The organism is Pseudomonas rossensis, from assembly GCF_039888995.1.
GTDB lineage: Bacteria > Pseudomonadota > Gammaproteobacteria > Pseudomonadales > Pseudomonadaceae > Aquipseudomonas > Aquipseudomonas rossensis.
Genome location: NZ_JBBWCB010000071.1, coordinates 13,001 through 30,532 on the forward strand (window position 1 = coordinate 13,001; position 17,532 = coordinate 30,532).

The window sequence follows — 17,532 nt, forward strand, 5'->3', positions numbered from 1 at the left end:
TCACACCCTGGAGTCAGCCCGCGTGCCGCAACACACCCCCGATCTTCCTCCTGAACTTCGTCCCCTGGCCGAGATGCCGCTGCTCAAGCGTCTGGCCGCCCGGTTCTTTGGTCACGGCCTGACGCGTCTGCGCGCACAACACCGTGCGTCCTGGTTGCATGGCCAGGCCGACGGCTTTCGCAGCGGGCACAGCGCCGGGGTGGATTACGGCTATAAGGAAGGCAAACTTGAAGGGTTGGAGGAAGGCCGGCAGGTATTGTTGATCCGCGACTCGCGCTCGACCGAACACCGGCCGCCCAACGTTGACGAGAATCTGTTCGACGATTGGCGTCTGCCGTTGAGCGCTGAGTTGAAGAAGCGCATGAAGACGGATGTCGCTCGACTGCTGCCACCGAACGCCCAGCCCAGCGCCGCGCAGTGGAAAATGATCTTCAGCGACACACCCTCGACCTCGGTGATTGCCGGCGCGGGTGCGGGCAAGTCGACCACGTTGGTGTTGCGTATTTTGCTGCTGACCCATTATCTGGGGTTCGAGCTGAGTTCGATGACGGTGGTGACCTTTACCCGTGAATCGCGCAAAGACTTCATCAACAAACTGATCGAGCTGTTTGCACTCTGGGGCCGGTCGCTCAGTTTCAAAGAGGCGCGTGATCTGGTGCGCACCTTCCATTCGCGAATCCTGCCGATGGTTCGCAGTCTGCCGGGCTTCGAGCGTCTGCAAGCCTTCGAAAACCTCAGTCACCGAGCGCAATGCGGCGATGAGGAGGTCGACAGCAATCCTTTCGACCTGCGCATCAATGACGCCCAGCGCCAACAACTCAACGCGTGCTATCACAGCCTGCACACTCGCAATGAGCGCTTTCGCGAATTGATCAAGCCATTGTCCCGTCACGCGCTGCAACTCAAGGAGCTGGAGCGCGATCACCCGGACGTACAAAAACGCATGGCCGTGACCGAACTGGCCGCCAAGCGTGACGAAGAGCTCTGCGACGCTATCGAAGATTTGTGGTTTCGCGCGGGCGCCTGGCCAATCAAAGGCATCGAGCCGAAGCGCCAGACGTTCGATATCAACGGCTCGACATTTCATTGTCATGGCTATATTCCGAGCCTGGACGCTTGGGTGGTGCTGGGATTCGATCCCCGGGAAAACCCGCAGGTCAGCCGCCCTAATGCCAAATTGAGCGTGCGCGCGGAATGGGCGGTCAAACGCACCCTGTTTCAAGCTTTCTGTCGTAAGCCATTGATATGGCTGGATAGTTACGAGTCATCAAAGCGTGTATTGGCGTCCCTTGGAGGCGATGCCAGTGCCGGGCCGGGCTTCGATTACAAGGTCAAGGGCGAACTCAGCTCTGCGCCGTTACTGGACTGTTTTGTCGCTGCCGCCGGATTTATCGAGAACCTCGGCCTGGATGTACCCAATGCCGTGGGCCAGATGAGTTTTGCCAAGGACGACCCCGACCGGTTTTTCTTCGAGGCCTTGAGCCTGTACTGGCGAGCGCTGGAAGATCATCTGCTTGATCAGAAACCACCGGTGATGACCTACAACCGGATGTTCGCCTTGTTCAGCGAACATTCGCCGGAAAACCTGAAGCTGCTGACCGATGAGCTGCTCAGGCCGATGTCGCACTTGATGATCGACGAATTTCAGGACGTATCGCCGCAGATCGTTTCCTGGATTCGCGCGAGCCTCACGGAAATCCGCAGTCGCGGCCCGGCCATGCACGTGGGGCGCGGCGCACAACGTTCGTCGTTGCTCTGTGTCGGCGATGACTGGCAGTCCATCTATGGCTGGCGGGGCAGTTCGCCGACGTATTTCATGGAATTCAACAAGGAATTCCCTTCGCCGAGCACGACCAAGGTCATGCTCAGCGACAACTACCGCAGCCATCAGCACATCATCGATGCCGCCGAACATATCGTTCGTGCGGCGCCGGCGATCGCAGGCAAGAAGGCCAAGGCCAGTGGCGAGCCGAAGGCATTTCTGCCGGTTAACGTTCTCGATCGCGACGATCAAGGCATGGCCAAACGCCTGATGGAGCACTACAGAAAGGGCGATTCAATCTTGATGCTTTATCGAAAAAGCAGCGATAAGTTATTGATAGAAGAGCATATTAAGTCTGTAGTTAATGTGGATTCTAGCTTGCCGTACGAAGCGCGACGGCTGAAGCAACTGACTTATCACAGCGCCAAGGGACTTCAGGCTGATGCCGTGTTCCTGCTAGGTGATTGTCAGCACCTGACCAGTTCTCCGTACAAGAACCAGGTCTACCGCATGGCGGGTCTTGGCAAGACAGGCGACAGCGAAGCGTATGACAGCGCACAGAAAGACGAGATCCTGCGACTGGCTTACGTCGGCATCACTCGGGCGGTGAGTCATTGCTATTGGTATGTCGATGGGCAAGACACCCAGGCGGCCAACCTGCCTAAAGCTTCCGATCGGATCGGCAAAGGCAAAGTGTTCTTTGCCGATCACCGACTGGGCAAGACATCGGCGTGACCGTAAAAGATCGTCGCGTACAAAAAAGCCCACGTAACGTGGGCTTGTTGTTGAGTGTTCAGCCTTCAGGCATAGCTCCTGAGGGCGGCGGGTGGAATGAAAGCCTCAAGCTCGTCTTCCACCGCTTCGATTATTCGTTCTACATCCGCAGCATTCATGACCGTCGCGCAAGGAATGCCGGCGATGGCGATCATGGTCTCGCCACTGGCACGGTCAAATAGACGGGCAATCATGCTGCCCGGCGCATCCATGCTCGCCTCGAAACCCATGGGATGAAAATGCCAGCGCATCAGCTGGCAGGCGTTTGGAAAGGTGACTTTACTAAACCCTTTATTCATGTGTTGCCCGCCTTATTCATCGAGCGCTTCCTTTAGCTCATGTTAGGAGGGAAGAGCCTTCAATGGCTCAACCGGTGACTGCCTTTAAAAGTAGCATCCAGATGTGAAATTAATGTGGATTTTTCAGTCCGTTTAGCGATTGCTTCAGTTTTTTTTGATGCAGGTCACGTGAACGTCGGTTCTTAAGCGATTGGCCACCACCGTTGGCCATTGAAGCTGACGTAGAACTTCGGCAAGCTCGGCTTTTTCTCGTCGAGTCCTTTATGCACGCCGATGATGATGGTCCGCTGCAAACCCCGGCCACGGGTGACACGGTGATGCGTTATCACTTGCGCTGGAAACACCGGGACCTGGACGGGGTGATGGCGCTCTATCACCCAGAGATTCAGTACAGTGATTTTTTCCAGAACCGTGTGATGGGGCTGTCTGAATTGCGTGAGTACGTGCGCAGCAGCATGCCCCGCGATCCCGATGAAGCCCTGGAGCACTCGGACCGTATTCGCCTGGACGGCAACACGGCGTTCATTCAGTACCGCATCACCCTTCGCGGCGGTGAAGGCCTGGTGTCATTCCGGGCCAGCGAGGCGATTACCGTCCGTGACGGACTGATCTGGCGGGTCAACGAATACGCCTCGCTGGTGCATGAACAGCCCGTCAGCAAAGCCGCCAGCAGCCAACGCCCGGCGGTCAGTCGACTCGGACTGTCTGCGCGTCAGCTAAGTTTTATGGCTGAAGACTTGCAGCAGTATTTTCAGCGCCAACAACCTTATCTCGATCCCGAACTCGACCTGCAACGGGTGGCGAAGGAGTGCGGGTATAGCCGCAATCAGATTTCCTATTTGCTGAATCAGGTGCTTGGTCAGAGCTTCTACCGATACGTCAACCAGGCGCGCCTGCAGCATTTGCTCGCGGCACTGGAGAGCGCCACGCTGCCACTGCGTATCGACGAACTGGCGTTTGCCGCCGGGTTCAATTCGCTGTCGGCGTTTTATAGCTGCTTCCGTCAGCACACCGGCCAGTCGCCAAAGGCCTACGTAAAACAAATTTCTTTGCGTGCACGCGCGCAAGACAGCCTCTAAGTCCACGCACTAGGATCGACGCCATCGAAGATTGAGTGGCGGAGTCTTGCATGCCGGCGTGGCGCACTATCAGTTTGTGGATGGATCAACTCGACGAGCCATTATTGGCGCGTCCAGCGCTGGAACAGGATCTGGACGTCGACGTCGCCATCATTGGCGCGGGATACACCGGGCTCTGGACCGCGTACTACCTCAAACGCCAGGCGCCCGGCCTGAGCATCGCCATCGTTGAAGCGCAAACCGCCGGCTTTGGCGCCTCGGGGCGTAACGGCGGCTGGCTGATGGGCAATGTGCTGGGCGAAGACCGCTTGCTCGCCGACTTGCCGCCCGAACAGCGCCGGGCTTCTTTCGATTTGCTGCACGGCATTCCGGATGAAGTCGGTAGGGTCCTCGAGCGTGAAGACATCAACTGCGATTACCGCAAAGGCGGGGTGCTGTATTGCGCTGCCCGCTATCCGGAACAGGAAGCCAGCCTTCGGCACTATCTCGACACGCTCTATAGCCAGGGATTGACCGAAAGCGATTACCGCTGGCTCAGCCCCGAGCAGTTGGCGCAACAGATCAGAGTCGCCAAACCTTATGGCGGTATCTATGCACCGCATGTCGCGACCATTCACCCGGCAAAGTTGGTGCGAGATCTGGCTCGGGTGGTGGAGAAAATGGGCGTCAGGATTTACGAGAACAGCCCGGTCACCCAGTGGCAATCGGGTGGCCTGCGCACGGCGAAAGCCTCGGTTCGCAGCCGTTGGATCGTGCCGGCGGTCGAAGGTTACTCGGTCACCTTGCCACCTTTGGGGCGTTATCAACTGCCGGTGCAAAGCTTGATAGTGGCCACCGAGCCGCTATCCGCTGCCACGTGGGATGAAATCGGCCTGAATCGCGGCCAGGCCTTCAGCGAAAACAGTCGCCAGGTCACTTACGGTCAGCGCACGGCTGACAACCGGTTGGTGTTCGGCGCTCGGGGCGGTTATCAGTTTGCTGCCAAGTTGCGTCATGACTTCGACTTGACCACCAGCGAAGTGGAGCTGCGGCGTTATCTGTTTGGCGAACTCTTCCCGCAGCTCAAGAACGTGCGGATTACCCATGCCTGGGGCGGCAATCTGGGGATGTCCCGGCGTTTCAAACCGCACATGCTGTGCGATCAGGCCAGTGGCATCGCCTTGTCGGGTGGCTATGGCGGGGAGGGCGTCGGCGCCAGCAACCTGGGCGGCCGGACCTTGGCGGATCTGATTCTGCAGCGTGACACCGAGCTGGTTCGCCAGCCGTGGGTTCTCCAGGGTGGTCTCGACGCGCTCAGGGCCTGGGAGCCGGAACCCTGCCGCTGGCTCGGCTACAACGCGATCATCCGCAGCTTCGTCCACGAAGACCAGACCCTGGCCAACCCGGCCACCGCACCCTGGCGTCGCAAACTGGCTACCGGTATTGCCGGCTTCATGGAAGGTTTCATGCAGTAAACGGCGCGCTCTTCATCTATAGGCTCAATCGACAGGTACTCCCATGAGCATCACGCAATTCAAGAACACCGCAACCCTGAAGCTGGAAGAGTCGAATCCGGTCGCCGTACCGCTGGGCTTGCCCGTGGCAGTGGCCTCGACCACCAGCGTTGAACGCGACGATGGCGTCGAATCCGGCGTCTGGGAATGCACGCCCGGGCGCTGGCGGCGGCAGATCGTCGCCCAGGAGTTCTGTCACTTCATCCAGGGGCGCTGCACGTTTACCCCGGATGACGGTGAAACCCTGCACATAGAAGCCGGCGATGCACTGATGTTGCCAGCCAACAGCCTCGGTATCTGGGATATCCAGGAAACCGTGCGCAAGACCTACGTTTTGATTTTTTGATCCTCTGATTGCCTGCCAGCTCTCCAATAACAAGAAGACAAACCAAACAGGAATCGACTCATGATCCGAAAGACACTGACTCTGGCTCCGCTTGCGCTCTTCGCGACCCTCGGCCACGCGGCCGAGACCGTCAAGATCTACAACTGGTCGGAATACATCGCCCCGGACACGACCAAAAACTTCCAGAAAGAAACCGGCATCGCGTTCAGTTACGACGTCTTCGACAGCAATGAAACCCTCGACGGCAAATTGATGACCGGCAAATCCGGTTACGACGTGGTGTTTCCGTCCAACCACTTCATGGCGCGGCAGATTCAAGGCGTGGCGCTGAAGAAACTCGACAAGAGCCAACTGCCGAACTGGAAAAACCTTAACCCGGCGCTGCTCAAGGCCTTGCAAACCAACGATCCGGGCAATGAACACGGCTTCCCGTACCTCTGGGGCAGCACCGGCATCGGTTACAACATCGCCAAGGTCAAGGCCGTGTTGGGTGATAACGCGCCAGTGGACTCCTGGGATCTGATTTTCAAACCCGAAAACATGAAAAAGCTGCAGAAGTGCGGCGTGGCCATCCTCGACAACGGCCCCGAACTGTTGCCGGCGGCACTGAACTACCTGGGCCTGCCGCATCACAGCAAGAACCCGGAAGACTACAAAAAGGCTGAAGCGCTGCTGATGAAAGTCCGCCCGTATGTCAGCTATTTCCACTCGTCCAAGTACACCAGCGACCTGGCCAACGGTGACATCTGCGTGGCCGTCGGTTTCTCCGGTGACATTCTCCAAGCCGAAAACCGCGCGAAAGAAGCCAAGAATGGCGTCGACATCGGCTATTCGATTCCCAAGGAAGGCGCCGCCATCTGGTTCGACATGGTCGCCATGCCGGTAGACGCCCCGGACGAAAAGGCCGGTTACGCCTTCATGAACTACCTGCTGCGCCCGGACGTCATGGCCAGCATCAGCAACTATGTGCACTACGCCAACGGTAACGAACAGGCCGACAGCCTGATCGACCCGGCGATCAAGAACGACACCAAGGTCTACCCGAGCCCGGACATGATGGGGAAATTGTTTGCGCTGGAGGCGATGCCGCTGAACATCGACCGAGTGCGCACGCGGGTATGGAACAAGATTCGTACCGGGAGCTAAGGCTTCATATTTTGTAGTCATTGGGTGCCGTCGGTTCGACTGGCAACGCTGTTCCAGGCCTCCTTTCGATGGATCAGGAGGCAATGGAATGCCTGTTTATACAAATGCGGGTCAGCTACGCGGTGGGCGTTTCTCTGAGTGCGGACGTATTTATCTGCTAACGGCTGTCGTTGACCAACGGCAGCCGTTTTTTGTTGATTGGCGACTGGGGAGGTTGGTCGTTCAGGAGTTGCGTCAGGCGCAGGAGGAGGGTTGGGCGGATTTTTTGACGTGGGTTGTCATGCCAAACCATATGCATTGCCTGGTGCAGCTGCATGACAAGACGCTGGCGGAGCTGATGTGCCGAATCAAATCCCGGAGCGGTTTGGCGGTTAATCAAGCGCTGGGGCGGCGAGGGAGGTTGTGGCAGAAGGGGTATCACGATCGTGCGGTTCGGCGGGAGGAAGATGTGAAGGCGCTTGCCCGGTATGTCGTGGCCAACCCAATACGAGCAGGACTGGTGACACGCGTTCATGATTATCCGCTGTGGGATGCGTGTTGGTTGTGAGTATCTGACGACTGCTGCGCAGCCGAACGCAGCCTTCGGCAGCTGCTACAAGGATTGCGGTGCTCGCGAAAACTGTAGCAGCTGGCGCAGCCTGCGTTCGGCTGCGAAGCAGTCGTAAAAACCTAAAACCCAACAAATCTCCAACTGATATCAATGCGCTGGCACTCATATTAATAACTCACTCAAAGTGAGACCCCATCGACAAAAAGAAACTTACCTCTATTTAATAATTAAATAGCTAATTGTCAGACAATTTGCGCAAACCGCCATCTAACAAACAATATTTCGACAGCGCAGGCATTGTTTCCGGGTACTTGCAGGAACAACTCAATTTGACGTCAAAAAAAATGTAGACGTTTGATTTCAAATTGTGTCAGTTTTCTTTCGCCTTCATTGGGCGAGTGATAGGACGATCTCGCCAGAGATTGTCGCTGTCTGACAAAAACTGTTCCATAGCTAAACAAGGAAGTGTGTTTATGTCGAAAGTAAAAGACAACGCTATTGATACCGCCGAACAGGCGTTCCAGCCACTGCAAGCATTGGCTGCATCCAGTTCTGCGTTCAACCAGATCAATAGCTTCAGCCATCAGTATGATCGGGGCGGCAACCTCACGGTCAATGGCAAACCCTCCTTCTCCGTCGACCAGGCAGCTACGCAATTGCTGCGCGATGGCGCTGCCTACCAGGACAAGGACGGCAGCGGCAAAATCGAACTCACCTACACGTTCCTGACCTCGGCGTCGTCGAGCACCATGAACAAGCACGGGATCACCGGGTTCAGTCAGTTCAGCGCTCAGCAGAAAGGCCAGGCCGTGCTGGCCATGCAATCCTGGGCCGATGTAGCCAATGTCACGTTCACCGACAAGGCCACGGGCGGCGACGCTCATATGACCTTCGGCAACTACAGTGGCGGCCAGGATGGCGCGGCGGCCTTCGCCTATCTGCCTGGTACGGGCGCAGGTTACGACGGTACTTCCTGGTACCTGACCAACAGCAGCTACACGCCAAACAAGACGCCGGACCTGAACAATTACGGCCGGCAAACCCTGACCCACGAAATCGGTCACAGCCTGGGCCTGGCCCACCCTGGCGACTACAACGCCGGCAACGGCAACCCGACCTACAACGACGCTTCCTACGGGCAAGACACCCGCGGTTACAGCGTCATGAGCTACTGGAGTGAAAGCAATACCAACCAGAACTTCAGCAAGGGCGGCGTCGAAGCCTATTCGTCCGGTCCGCTGATGGACGATATCGCGGCCATCCAAAAGCTCTACGGCGCCAACACCACCACCCGAACCGGTGACACCACCTATGGCTTCAACTCCAACGCCGGGCGCGACTTCCTGAGCGCGACTTCGTCGTCGGACAAGGTAGTGTTTTCGGTTTGGGATGCGGGTGGCAAGGACACCCTGGACTTCTCCGGTTTTACCCAAAACCAGAAGATCAATCTCAATGAGGCCTCGTTCTCCGACGTTGGCGGCATGGTGGGTAACGTGTCCATCGCCAAGGGCGTCACCGTCGAGAATGCTATCGGCGGTTCGGGTAGCGACCTGCTGATCGGCAACAGCGTGTCCAACGAACTGAAGGGCGGTGCCGGCAACGACATCCTCTTCGGCGCGGGCGGCGCGGACAAACTCTGGGGTGGCGCCGGTTCGGATACCTTCGTGTTCGCCGCCAGCAGCGATTCCAAACCCGGTGCTGTCGATCAGATCCTCGATTTTGTCAGCGGTCTGGACAAGATCGACCTGACCGGCATCACCAACGGCGCAGGCCTGCATTTCGTGAACTCGTTCACCGGTGCGGCAGGCGATGCGGTGTTGACCTCTTCGGGTGGCAACAGCCTGTTGTCGGTGGACTTCTCCGGGCACGGCGTGGCTGATTTCCTGGTCAGCACCGTGGGTCAGGCGGCTTACTCCGACATCGCTGCGTAATGTGAGGTGAAAAGGAGGGCGGCGCAGACGCGCTGCTCTCTGCCCCTTGAAATGAGTAAAGCGCCTTATGATCCATAACGGCTTCACTTGCAGAACAACCGCGTGGCTATTGGCGACGTTCATGATGTTTTTTGGAGATTTGGCCATGGCGAGCAGCCTGAAATTAGCAGACCCCTCGGAACTGGCCGGCAAATGGCAGGCGACCCTGATCGCCAAAGATGACTCGCCAGAGTCCCAGGCGTTGCAGGACAAACCGTCGAACGTCTGCATTATCGACTTTCAACAAAAGCAGACCTTGGGTGATGGCGCCGGGTGTCTCAGCGCCTGGCTGGACGAGCCGGCCGTTGGCTGGTTCCCGGAACCCGACGGCATTTCGATTACCGGCAAAGAAGGCTCAAGAATTGTGTTCTTCAGCCGACAGCATGAGGGGCTTTACAAAAGCACTTTGGAGTCAGGTCTGATCATTACGCTCCAGCGCACTGTGCTGTAACGAAAAATACCAGGCCTCTACCAGATGCCGAATATAAAACCCGTAATGGTAGTTATCAGCAGAACATGATTAATCGGACTCTTTGCCGAGCCTGGATAGTTGTTATTAATGTATAAGCGATAACGGTTAAATAATGTCTCGACCTGTGTGCGGACAGTTAATTGGATCCTCGCCAGTAATGGCGAGAGATATCATCTCAGGAAAAACCAATGAAGATGGCGAAGGCCCTAGCCACTGCGCCGTTAATCAAGGCACTGGGCGACTATAAAAGCGTTCTGATCAGCGTCGGTTGTTTTACCGCATTGATCAACATACTGATGTTGGTACCCTCTATTTATATGCTCCAGGTCTACGACCGGGTGCTGTCATCGCAAAACGAAACCACCTTGGCCATGTTGTCGTTGATGGTGGTCGGGTTCTTTGCCTTCATTGGCTTGCTGGAGATTGTCCGCGGCTTCATTGTCATCCGCATCGGCAGCCAACTGGAGCGACGCTTCAATTTACGGGTCTATCAGGCGGCGTTCGAGCGCAACCTGTTCAAAGGCGAGGGCAATGCTGGCCAGTCCCTCGGAGATCTGACCCATATTCGCCAATTTGTCACCGGCCCTGCGCTGTTTGCCTTCTTCGACGCGCCGTGGTTTCCGGTATACCTGTTCGTGATCTATCTGTTCGACGTCTGGCTCGGCGTGTTGGCCACAGCCGGAGCGTTGTTGCTGATCGGTCTGGCCTGCCTCAATGAAGCCATGACCAGGAAACCCTTGGGCGAAGCCGCGGGGTTTTCCCAGAAATCCAGCCAACTGGCCACCAGTCACCTGCACAACGCCGAAACCATTAAGGCCATGGGCATGCTCGGGGCGTTGCGTACACGTTGGTTCCAGGTCCATTCACGTTTCCTCGGCTTGCAGAACCAGGCCAGCGACACCGGCGCCGTCATCAGCTCCCTGAGCAAAACCCTGCGCCTGTGCCTGCAATCGTTGGTGCTGGGTCTGGGTGCATTGCTGGTGATCAAGGGTGATATGACGGCCGGGATGATGATCGCCGGTTCCATTCTGATGGGCCGCGTCCTGAGTCCCATCGATCAGTTGATCGCCGTGTGGAAACAGTGGAGCGGCGCCAAGCTCGCTTACCGCCGTCTTGATTCGTTGCTGCAAGCCTTCCCACCGAGTGATGAAGCCATGGCGCTGCCGGCGCCGAAAGGCCAGATCGCGTTCGAACAGGTCAGCGCCGCGCCGCCGGGGCAACGGGCCGCCACCCTGCATTTGGTCAATTTCAGCCTCGGTGCCGGGGAAGTGCTCGGCGTGCTCGGCGCATCAGGTTCCGGCAAATCGACTTTGGCCCGGGTGCTCGTTGGCGTCTGGCCGACGTTGGGCGGAACGGTGCGGCTCGACGGCGCGGACATTCATCGCTGGAACCGCGACGATCTCGGTCCCTACATCGGTTATCTGCCTCAGGACATCGAGCTCTTCAGCGGCAGCATCGCCGAAAACATCGCCCGGTTCAGCGAGGCGGACCCGCAAAAAGTCGTTGAAGCCGCGCAGCAGGCCGGCGTTCACGAACTGATTCTGCGCATGCCGCAAGGCTACGACACCGTGCTCGGCGAGGACGGTAGCGGTTTGTCCGGGGGGCAGAAGCAGCGCGTGGCCCTGGCGCGCGCGTTGTATGGCAACCCGCGCCTGGTGGTGCTGGATGAACCCAATTCCAACCTCGACACCGTGGGCGAAGCAGCATTGGCCAGCGCCATTGCGCAAATGAAAGCCCAAGGCACCAGCGTGATTCTGGTGACCCATCGCTCCTCGGCACTGGCCCAGGCCGACAAGTTGCTGGTGCTCAACGAAGGTCGTTTGCAGGCGTTCGGCCCAAGTCAGGAGGTGCTCAAGGCACTGGCCGGCAATCAGTCGGCGAATCAGGAACAGAAAACCGCGCAAGCACCGGGCGGGCTCAGCATGAGCCGGCAGTATCAGCCCTCGACAAGGAATTCGGGTGTATGAGCAACATCAGCGAAGCCACCATGGAACACGACTACCTCGCAGAACGCCCTGAGCGCGACGCGCGTTTCTTCGTCCGCATGGGCTGGATTCTGGCGATCGTCGGCGCCGGCAGTTTCTTCACCTGGGCCAGCCTCGCGCCTCTCGACCAAGGCATTCCCGTGCAAGGCACGGTCGTGGTGTCAGGCAAGCGCAAAGCCGTGCAATCGATGAGCAGTGGGGTGGTCAGCCAGATACTGGTGCGCGAGGGCCAAGTGGTGAAGCATGGCCAGCCATTGTTCCAGCTCGACCAGACGCAAGTCGCCGCTGACGTGCAATCGCTGCAAGCGCAATACCGCATGGCCTGGGCCAGTCTGGCGCGGTGGCAGAGTGAACGGGACAACCTCAAACAGGTGAGTTTCCCCGCTGAACTGAGCAACAATCCTGACCCGCGTCTGGCCTTGGTGCTGGAAGGCCAACGGCAGTTGTTCAGCAGCCGCCGTGAAGCGTTTTCCCGCGAACAGGCTGCCTTGCGCGCCAGCATCGAAGGCGCCAGCGCGCAACTGGCTGGCATGCGCCGCGCCCGCACGGACTTGACTGCCCAGGCCAGCTCTCTGCAACAACAGCTGAGCAACCTTCAGCCCCTGGCGGATAACGGCTACATCCCGCGCAATCGGTTGATGGAGTACCAGCGTCAGCTGTCGCAGGTTCAGCAACAATTGGCAGAGAACACCGGCGACAGCGGCCGTGTGGAGCAGGGCATCCTCGAATCGCGGCTGAAACTGCAACAGCACATCGAGGAATACCAGAAAGAAGTCCGCACCCAATTGGCCGACGCGCAATTGAAAAGCGTGACGCTGGAAGAGCAACTGACCTCCGCCGGGTTCGATCTGCAACACAGCGAGATCATCGCCACGGCCGACGGCATTGCGGTCAACCTCGGGGTTCACACCGTGGGCGCGGTGGTGCGTCAGGGCGAAACGCTGCTGGAGATCGTGCCTCAGGGGACGAGTCTGGAGGTGGAAGGGCACCTGCCGGTCAACCTGGTCGACAAGGTCGGCACGCACTTGCCGGTGGACATCTTGTTCACGGCGTTCAACCAGAGCCGCACGCCGCGCGTGCCCGGCGAAGTCAGCCTGATCTCCGCCGACCAGATGATCGACGAGAAAACCGGTGCGCCCTATTACGTACTGCGCAGCAGCGTCAGCGATCAGGCCATGGAAAAACTCAACGGTCTGGTGATCAAGCCTGGCATGCCGGCGGAAATGTTCGTGCGCACCGGTGAACGTTCACTCCTCAACTATTTGTTCAAACCGTTGCTCGACCGGGCAGGTTCCGCGTTGACTGAGGAATAAGGATGTTCCGCTGTATGAATAAGCTTTCCATGCTCGCCGCGACCCTGGCGTTGCTGACCTGCAACAGTGTGCTGGCGATGGGGCCGTTCGACATCTACGAACAAGCATTGCGCAATGATCCGGTGTTTCTCGGCGCCATCAAGGAACGCGATGCAGGCCTTGAAAACCGCGTCATTGGCCGCGCCGGGCTGTTGCCCAGGATCGGTTACAACTACAACAAGGGGCGCAACTCCTCCAAGGCCACCGCCCTCAATGAGCGCGGGCAGAACCGGACCGATGACCGCAACTACAGCAGTTACGGCTCGACCCTCACCCTGCAACAACCGCTGCTCGACTACGAGGCTTACGCGTCGTACCGCAAAGGCGTGGCGCAATCGCTGTTTGCCGACGAAGCCTTTCGCGGCAAGAGCCAGGAATTACTCGTTCGGGTGCTGGAGAATTACACCCAGGCGCTGTTCGCTCAGGATCAGATCGACATCGCGCAAGCCAAGAAAAAGGCTTTCGAGCAACAGTTCCAGCAGAACGAACACATGTTCCGACAGGGCGAGGGCACGCGTACCGACATCCTTGAGGCCGAGTCCCGCTATGAACTGGCCACGGCCGAGGAAATCGAAGCCCGTGATGAGCAGGACGCGTCGTTACGAGAGCTGGGCGCGCTGATTGGCGTGCCGGCGATCGACATCGGGGATTTGGCGCCGCTGGATCAGAGTTTCCAGACGTTCACCCTGCAGCCGGCCAATTACGACACCTGGCACGAGATGGCCGTGGCCAACAACCCGAATCTGGCTTCGCAGCGCCATGCCGTGGAAGTCGCGCGTTATGAAGTCGAACGCAACCGCGCCGGACACCTGCCCAAAGTCAGTGCCTACGCCTCGGTGCGCCAGAACGAGTCGGAAAGCGGCAACACCTACAACCAGCGCTACGACACCAACACCATCGGCATCGAAGTCAACGTGCCGCTGTATGCGGGCGGCGGGGTCTCGGCCTCGACTCGCCAGGCCAGCCGCACCATGGAGCAGGCCGAGTACGAACTGGACGGCAAGACCCGGGAAACCCTGATCGAACTGCGTCGCCAGTTCAGCGCCTGCCTGTCGGGCGTGAACAAGTTGCGGGCTTATCAGAAAGCCCTGAAGTCTGCCGAAGCGCTGGTGGTTTCGACCAAGCAAAGCATTTTGGGCGGTGAGCGCGTCAACCTCGACGCATTGAACGCAGAACAACAACTATTTACCACCCGCCGGGATTTGGCTCAGGCACGCTACGACTACTTGATGGCCTGGACCAAGTTGCATTACTACGCCGGGACATTGAATGAGCAGGATTTGGCCAAGGTTGACGAGGCGTTCGGCCAAGGCCCGAGAACCCAATAGATGCCCCTGTAGGAGCTGTCGAGTGAAACGAGGCTGCGATCTTTTGATCTTCAACGCTTTCAAGAACGTTAAAAGATCGCAGCCTCGTTTCACTCGACAGCTCCTACAAAAAACAAAAAAAAGAGAAGTGAACATGGACGTACAGATCAAGCCGATGGCGGTCGGCACGCTATTACTCCTGGTGTCAGCAATGCCCGTCTCGGTGCAAGCCGCTTACCTGGAAACCGGCGTGCCCGGTGATGCCGCCAGTTGGCGCTCGGCAGAGTTCCAGCGCGACTGGGGACTCGCCCGCATGAAAGCCGATCAAGCCTATGCCGCCGGCATCACTGGCAAAGGCGTGAAAATCGGCGAGCTCGATTCAGGCTTCGATGCTGCCCATCCCGAATTCGCTACCGACCGTTACCACGCGGTGACAGCCAGCGGCAGTTACGTTGACGGCTCCCAGTTCAATGTCGACGGCACACTCAACGCCAACAACGATTCCCACGGCACGCACGTCGCCGGCACCATCGGCGCTTCCCGCGACGGCACCGGCATGCACGGCGTGGCCTACAACGCGCAGGTCTACGTCGGCAACACCAACAAGAACGATAGCTTCCTGTTCGGTCCCAATCCTGATCCACGCTACTTCAAAGCGGTCTATAACGCGTTGGCGGATGCCGGTGTGCGAGCGATCAACAACAGCTGGGGCAGTCAGCCACCGGATGTCAGCTATCGGACCCTCGACGATCTGCATGCGGCCTACGCCCAGCACTGGAACAAAGGCACCTGGCTCGATGAGGCAGCAGACGTTTCCCGACGCGGGGTGATCAACGTGTTCAGCGCCGGTAACAGCGGTTACCCCAACGCCAGCGTGCGTTCAGCCTTGCCCTATTTTGAGCCGGACCTGGAAGGCCATTGGCTGGCGGTGTCGGGGCTGGATCAAGGCAACCAGCAGAAATACAACCAGTGCGGGATTGCCAAGTATTGGTGCATCACCACCCCCGGCGCGAAGATCGACAGCACCATTCCCGGCGCAGGCTATGCGATCAAGTCCGGCACCTCCATGTCCGCGCCGCATGCCACCGGCGCCTTGGCGCTGGTGATGGAACGCTACCCGTACATGACCAACCAGCAGGCGCTGGAAACCCTGTTGACCACCGCCACCCAACTCGACGGTTCGATCACCGAGGCGCCAAATACCCGCGTTGGCTGGGGCGTGGCCAACCTCGAACGGGCGATGCGCGGGCCGGGGCAATTACTCGGACGTTTCGACGCCAATCTGGGGGCAGGGCAGAGCGATGTCTGGAGCAACGACATCACCGACAAGGCGCTGATTCAGCGTCAGAGCGAAGACGCGGCGGAACACAGTGCCTGGCAACAGACACTGAAGACCAAAGGTTGGGAGAACGGTGTATCGGTCGGTGCCAGCCAGCAGGATCGGACCGACTATGCGGTGGGCATGGCCCGCGATCTCGCCGCCGCCACTCGAGTCTACGAAGGCAGCCTGATCAAGTCCGGTGCCGGACGCCTGATGCTGACCGGCGACAATACCTGGCGCGGGCCGACCACGGTGAATGGCGGTCTGCTGTCGATCAACGGTTCGCTGGCATCGCAAGTGACCGTTAATGACAGCGGCACGCTGGGTGGGTCGGGACGCGTCGGCGCACTGACCGCCAACCGCGGCGCTACGGTTGCGCCCGGCAATTCCATTGGCACCTTGCAGGTCAGCGGCGACGTCACGTTTGCGCCGGGTTCGACCTACGCGGTAGAGCTATCGCCGACCGAGAGTGACCGGATCGTCGCGGGCGGCACGGCCACGGTCAGCGGCGCGACCGTCAGCCTTTCCCTGGAAAACAGCCCGACCTTGCTCAGCACTCAACAAGTGCAAAGCCTGCTCGGTCATCAATACAACATCCTGCAAGCGGCCGGCGGCATTCAAGGTCAGTTCGGGGCGGTGCTGCCCAACTATCTGTTCATTGGTGGCAGCCTCGATTACGCCGCCACCGGAATTCAATTGAGTGTCGAGCGTAACGACACGACCTTCGCCAGCGTCGGCCAAACGCCGAGCCAGCGCGCCGTAGCCTCCGCCGTTGAAGGGCTTGGGGTGGGCAATCCGGTTTACGAAAGCCTGCTGCTGTCGCCCACCGCGACGTCCGCCCAACAGGCGTTTCAGCAGTTGTCGGGGGAAATCTATCCGGCGCTGGGCTCGGTACTGATCAATGACAGCCGCTACCTGCGTGATGCTGTCGGCGAGCGACTGATTGACGCCCAAGGCACTCAAAGCAATGGCTGGATCAAGGCGCTGGGCGCTTGGGGCAAAACTGATGAGCGCCATGACACCGCCGGTTACACCACCTCGATTGGCGGTTTGCTCGCCGGTGTCGACGGTGCGCTCGATGAGCAAACCCGGATCGGTCTGGTCACCGGCTATAGCGACAGCTCGGTGAGCATGGGCTCTGGCACTCACTCATCGGCCAAGGTCGACAGCTATCACCTGGGTGCTTATGCCGGCCGCGAGTTGGGTGCCTGGCGTTTGAGTGGCGGCGGTGCCTACAGCTGGCATCGGGCCGACGTCAAACGTGACCTGCAATACGGCGACGTCAGCGCCAAACAGAAAGCCAAGGTCGATGCCGGGACCACCCAAGTGTTTGGTGAAGCGGCGTATCGCCTGAACCTGCAATCTCTGGCGCTCGAACCCTTCGCGAACCTGACCTACGTGCACCTCGACACCGAAGGTTTCACCGAGAAAGGTGACGCCGCCGCACTGAAAAGCAGTGGCGACACGCGTGACGCGGTGCTCAGCACGTTGGGCGTGCGCGCATTGAAAACCGTGAACCTGTCCGGCCAGCAGAAGTTGGACCTGAGCGGGAGCCTCGGCTGGCAGCACAACCTGAGCCCTACCGATTCTGAAGAGCACCTGGCGTTTGCCGGCGGCAGCACCGCGTTTGCCGTGGAGAGTTCGCCAATGGTGCGGGATGCCGCGCTGGTGGGCGC

13 protein-coding genes are annotated in these 17,532 nt (G+C 58.9%); 12 read left to right on the forward strand and 1 reads right to left on the reverse strand.

Going from position 1 to position 17,532, the window contains the following annotated elements; genetic code table 11:
- Nucleotides 1–22 precede the first annotated feature (22 nt).
- Nucleotides 23–2,497: a UvrD-helicase domain-containing protein gene (locus WLY71_RS18655; RefSeq protein WP_347804712.1), complete on the forward strand. Its 2,475-nt coding sequence runs from the start codon at nt 23–25 to the stop codon at nt 2,495–2,497.
- 65 nt (nt 2,498–2,562) lie between these two features.
- Here the strand turns inward: WLY71_RS18655 and WLY71_RS18660 are convergent, their stop codons facing one another.
- Nucleotides 2,563–2,835, reverse strand: a complete 273-nt coding sequence (locus WLY71_RS18660) for a DUF1652 domain-containing protein (RefSeq protein WP_008156356.1) — start codon at nt 2,833–2,835, stop codon at nt 2,563–2,565.
- Nucleotides 2,836–3,098: 263 nt separating this feature from the next.
- Between WLY71_RS18660 and WLY71_RS18665 the strand changes: the two genes are divergently transcribed.
- The 11 genes from WLY71_RS18665 to eprS form a co-directional block, all read left to right on the forward strand.
- Nucleotides 3,099–3,914, forward strand: a complete 816-nt coding sequence (locus tag WLY71_RS18665; protein ID WP_347804713.1) for a helix-turn-helix domain-containing protein — start codon at nt 3,099–3,101, stop codon at nt 3,912–3,914.
- Nucleotides 3,915–3,964: 50 nt separating this feature from the next.
- A complete protein-coding gene (locus WLY71_RS18670; RefSeq protein WP_347804714.1) occupies nt 3,965–5,368 on the forward strand; it encodes an NAD(P)/FAD-dependent oxidoreductase in 1,404 nt (467 codons plus the stop codon).
- 43 nt (nt 5,369–5,411) lie between these two features.
- Entirely contained in the window at nt 5,412–5,753 is a 342-nt protein-coding gene (locus WLY71_RS18675; RefSeq protein WP_347804715.1) for a cupin domain-containing protein, read from the forward strand.
- Between the two features lie 60 nt (nt 5,754–5,813).
- The gene (locus WLY71_RS18680; protein WP_347804716.1) at nt 5,814–6,899 is read left to right on the forward strand and encodes a polyamine ABC transporter substrate-binding protein; all 1,086 of its coding nucleotides are present in this window, start codon (nt 5,814–5,816) and stop codon (nt 6,897–6,899) included.
- Nucleotides 6,900–6,987: 88 nt separating this feature from the next.
- On the forward strand, nt 6,988–7,446 hold the full coding sequence (locus WLY71_RS18685; protein WP_347804717.1) for an REP-associated tyrosine transposase: 459 nt from the start codon (nt 6,988–6,990) through the stop codon (nt 7,444–7,446).
- A 476-nt stretch (nt 7,447–7,922) separates the two neighbouring features.
- A complete protein-coding gene (locus WLY71_RS18690) occupies nt 7,923–9,380 on the forward strand; it encodes a serralysin family metalloprotease (protein WP_347804718.1) in 1,458 nt (485 codons plus the stop codon).
- A 67-nt stretch (nt 9,381–9,447) separates the two neighbouring features.
- Entirely contained in the window at nt 9,448–9,870 is a 423-nt protein-coding gene (locus WLY71_RS18695) for an AprI/Inh family metalloprotease inhibitor (RefSeq protein WP_347804719.1), read from the forward strand.
- Nucleotides 9,871–10,079: 209 nt separating this feature from the next.
- Nucleotides 10,080–11,858: a type I secretion system permease/ATPase gene (locus tag WLY71_RS18700; RefSeq protein WP_347804720.1), complete on the forward strand. Its 1,779-nt coding sequence runs from the start codon at nt 10,080–10,082 to the stop codon at nt 11,856–11,858.
- Nucleotides 11,855–13,189: an HlyD family type I secretion periplasmic adaptor subunit gene (locus tag WLY71_RS18705; RefSeq protein WP_347804721.1), complete on the forward strand. Its 1,335-nt coding sequence runs from the start codon at nt 11,855–11,857 to the stop codon at nt 13,187–13,189. The genes WLY71_RS18700 and WLY71_RS18705 overlap by 4 nt, the downstream gene beginning before the upstream one ends.
- A 2-nt stretch (nt 13,190–13,191) precedes the next feature.
- Nucleotides 13,192–14,556, forward strand: coding sequence for a TolC family outer membrane protein (locus tag WLY71_RS18710; protein WP_347804722.1), 1,365 nt, complete (start codon nt 13,192–13,194; stop codon nt 14,554–14,556).
- Between the two features lie 133 nt (nt 14,557–14,689).
- Nucleotides 14,690–17,532: autotransporter serine peptidase EprS (eprS, locus tag WLY71_RS18715; RefSeq protein ID WP_347804723.1), on the forward strand; the 2,843-nt coding region annotated here is incomplete at its 3' end.

What these genes read in the sequence shown, in the direction of transcription:
- WLY71_RS18700 (WP_347804720.1), top strand. Translation starts at nt 10,080, where the DNA reads ATGAAGATGGCGAAGGCCCTAGCCACTGCGCCGTTAATCAAGGCACTG.
- WLY71_RS18685 (WP_347804717.1), top strand. Translation starts at nt 6,988, where the DNA reads ATGCCTGTTTATACAAATGCGGGTCAGCTACGCGGTGGGCGTTTCTCT.
- WLY71_RS18660 (WP_008156356.1), bottom strand. Translation starts at nt 2,835, where the DNA reads ATGAATAAAGGGTTTAGTAAAGTCACCTTTCCAAACGCCTGCCAGCTG.
- WLY71_RS18710 (WP_347804722.1), top strand. Translation starts at nt 13,192, where the DNA reads ATGTTCCGCTGTATGAATAAGCTTTCCATGCTCGCCGCGACCCTGGCG.
- WLY71_RS18690 (WP_347804718.1), top strand. Translation starts at nt 7,923, where the DNA reads ATGTCGAAAGTAAAAGACAACGCTATTGATACCGCCGAACAGGCGTTC.
- WLY71_RS18665 (WP_347804713.1), top strand. Translation starts at nt 3,099, where the DNA reads ATGCACGCCGATGATGATGGTCCGCTGCAAACCCCGGCCACGGGTGAC.
- WLY71_RS18695 (WP_347804719.1), top strand. Translation starts at nt 9,448, where the DNA reads ATGATCCATAACGGCTTCACTTGCAGAACAACCGCGTGGCTATTGGCG.
- WLY71_RS18680 (WP_347804716.1), top strand. Translation starts at nt 5,814, where the DNA reads ATGATCCGAAAGACACTGACTCTGGCTCCGCTTGCGCTCTTCGCGACC.
- WLY71_RS18670 (WP_347804714.1), top strand. Translation starts at nt 3,965, where the DNA reads ATGCCGGCGTGGCGCACTATCAGTTTGTGGATGGATCAACTCGACGAG.
- WLY71_RS18705 (WP_347804721.1), top strand. Translation starts at nt 11,855, where the DNA reads ATGAGCAACATCAGCGAAGCCACCATGGAACACGACTACCTCGCAGAA.
- WLY71_RS18675 (WP_347804715.1), top strand. Translation starts at nt 5,412, where the DNA reads ATGAGCATCACGCAATTCAAGAACACCGCAACCCTGAAGCTGGAAGAG.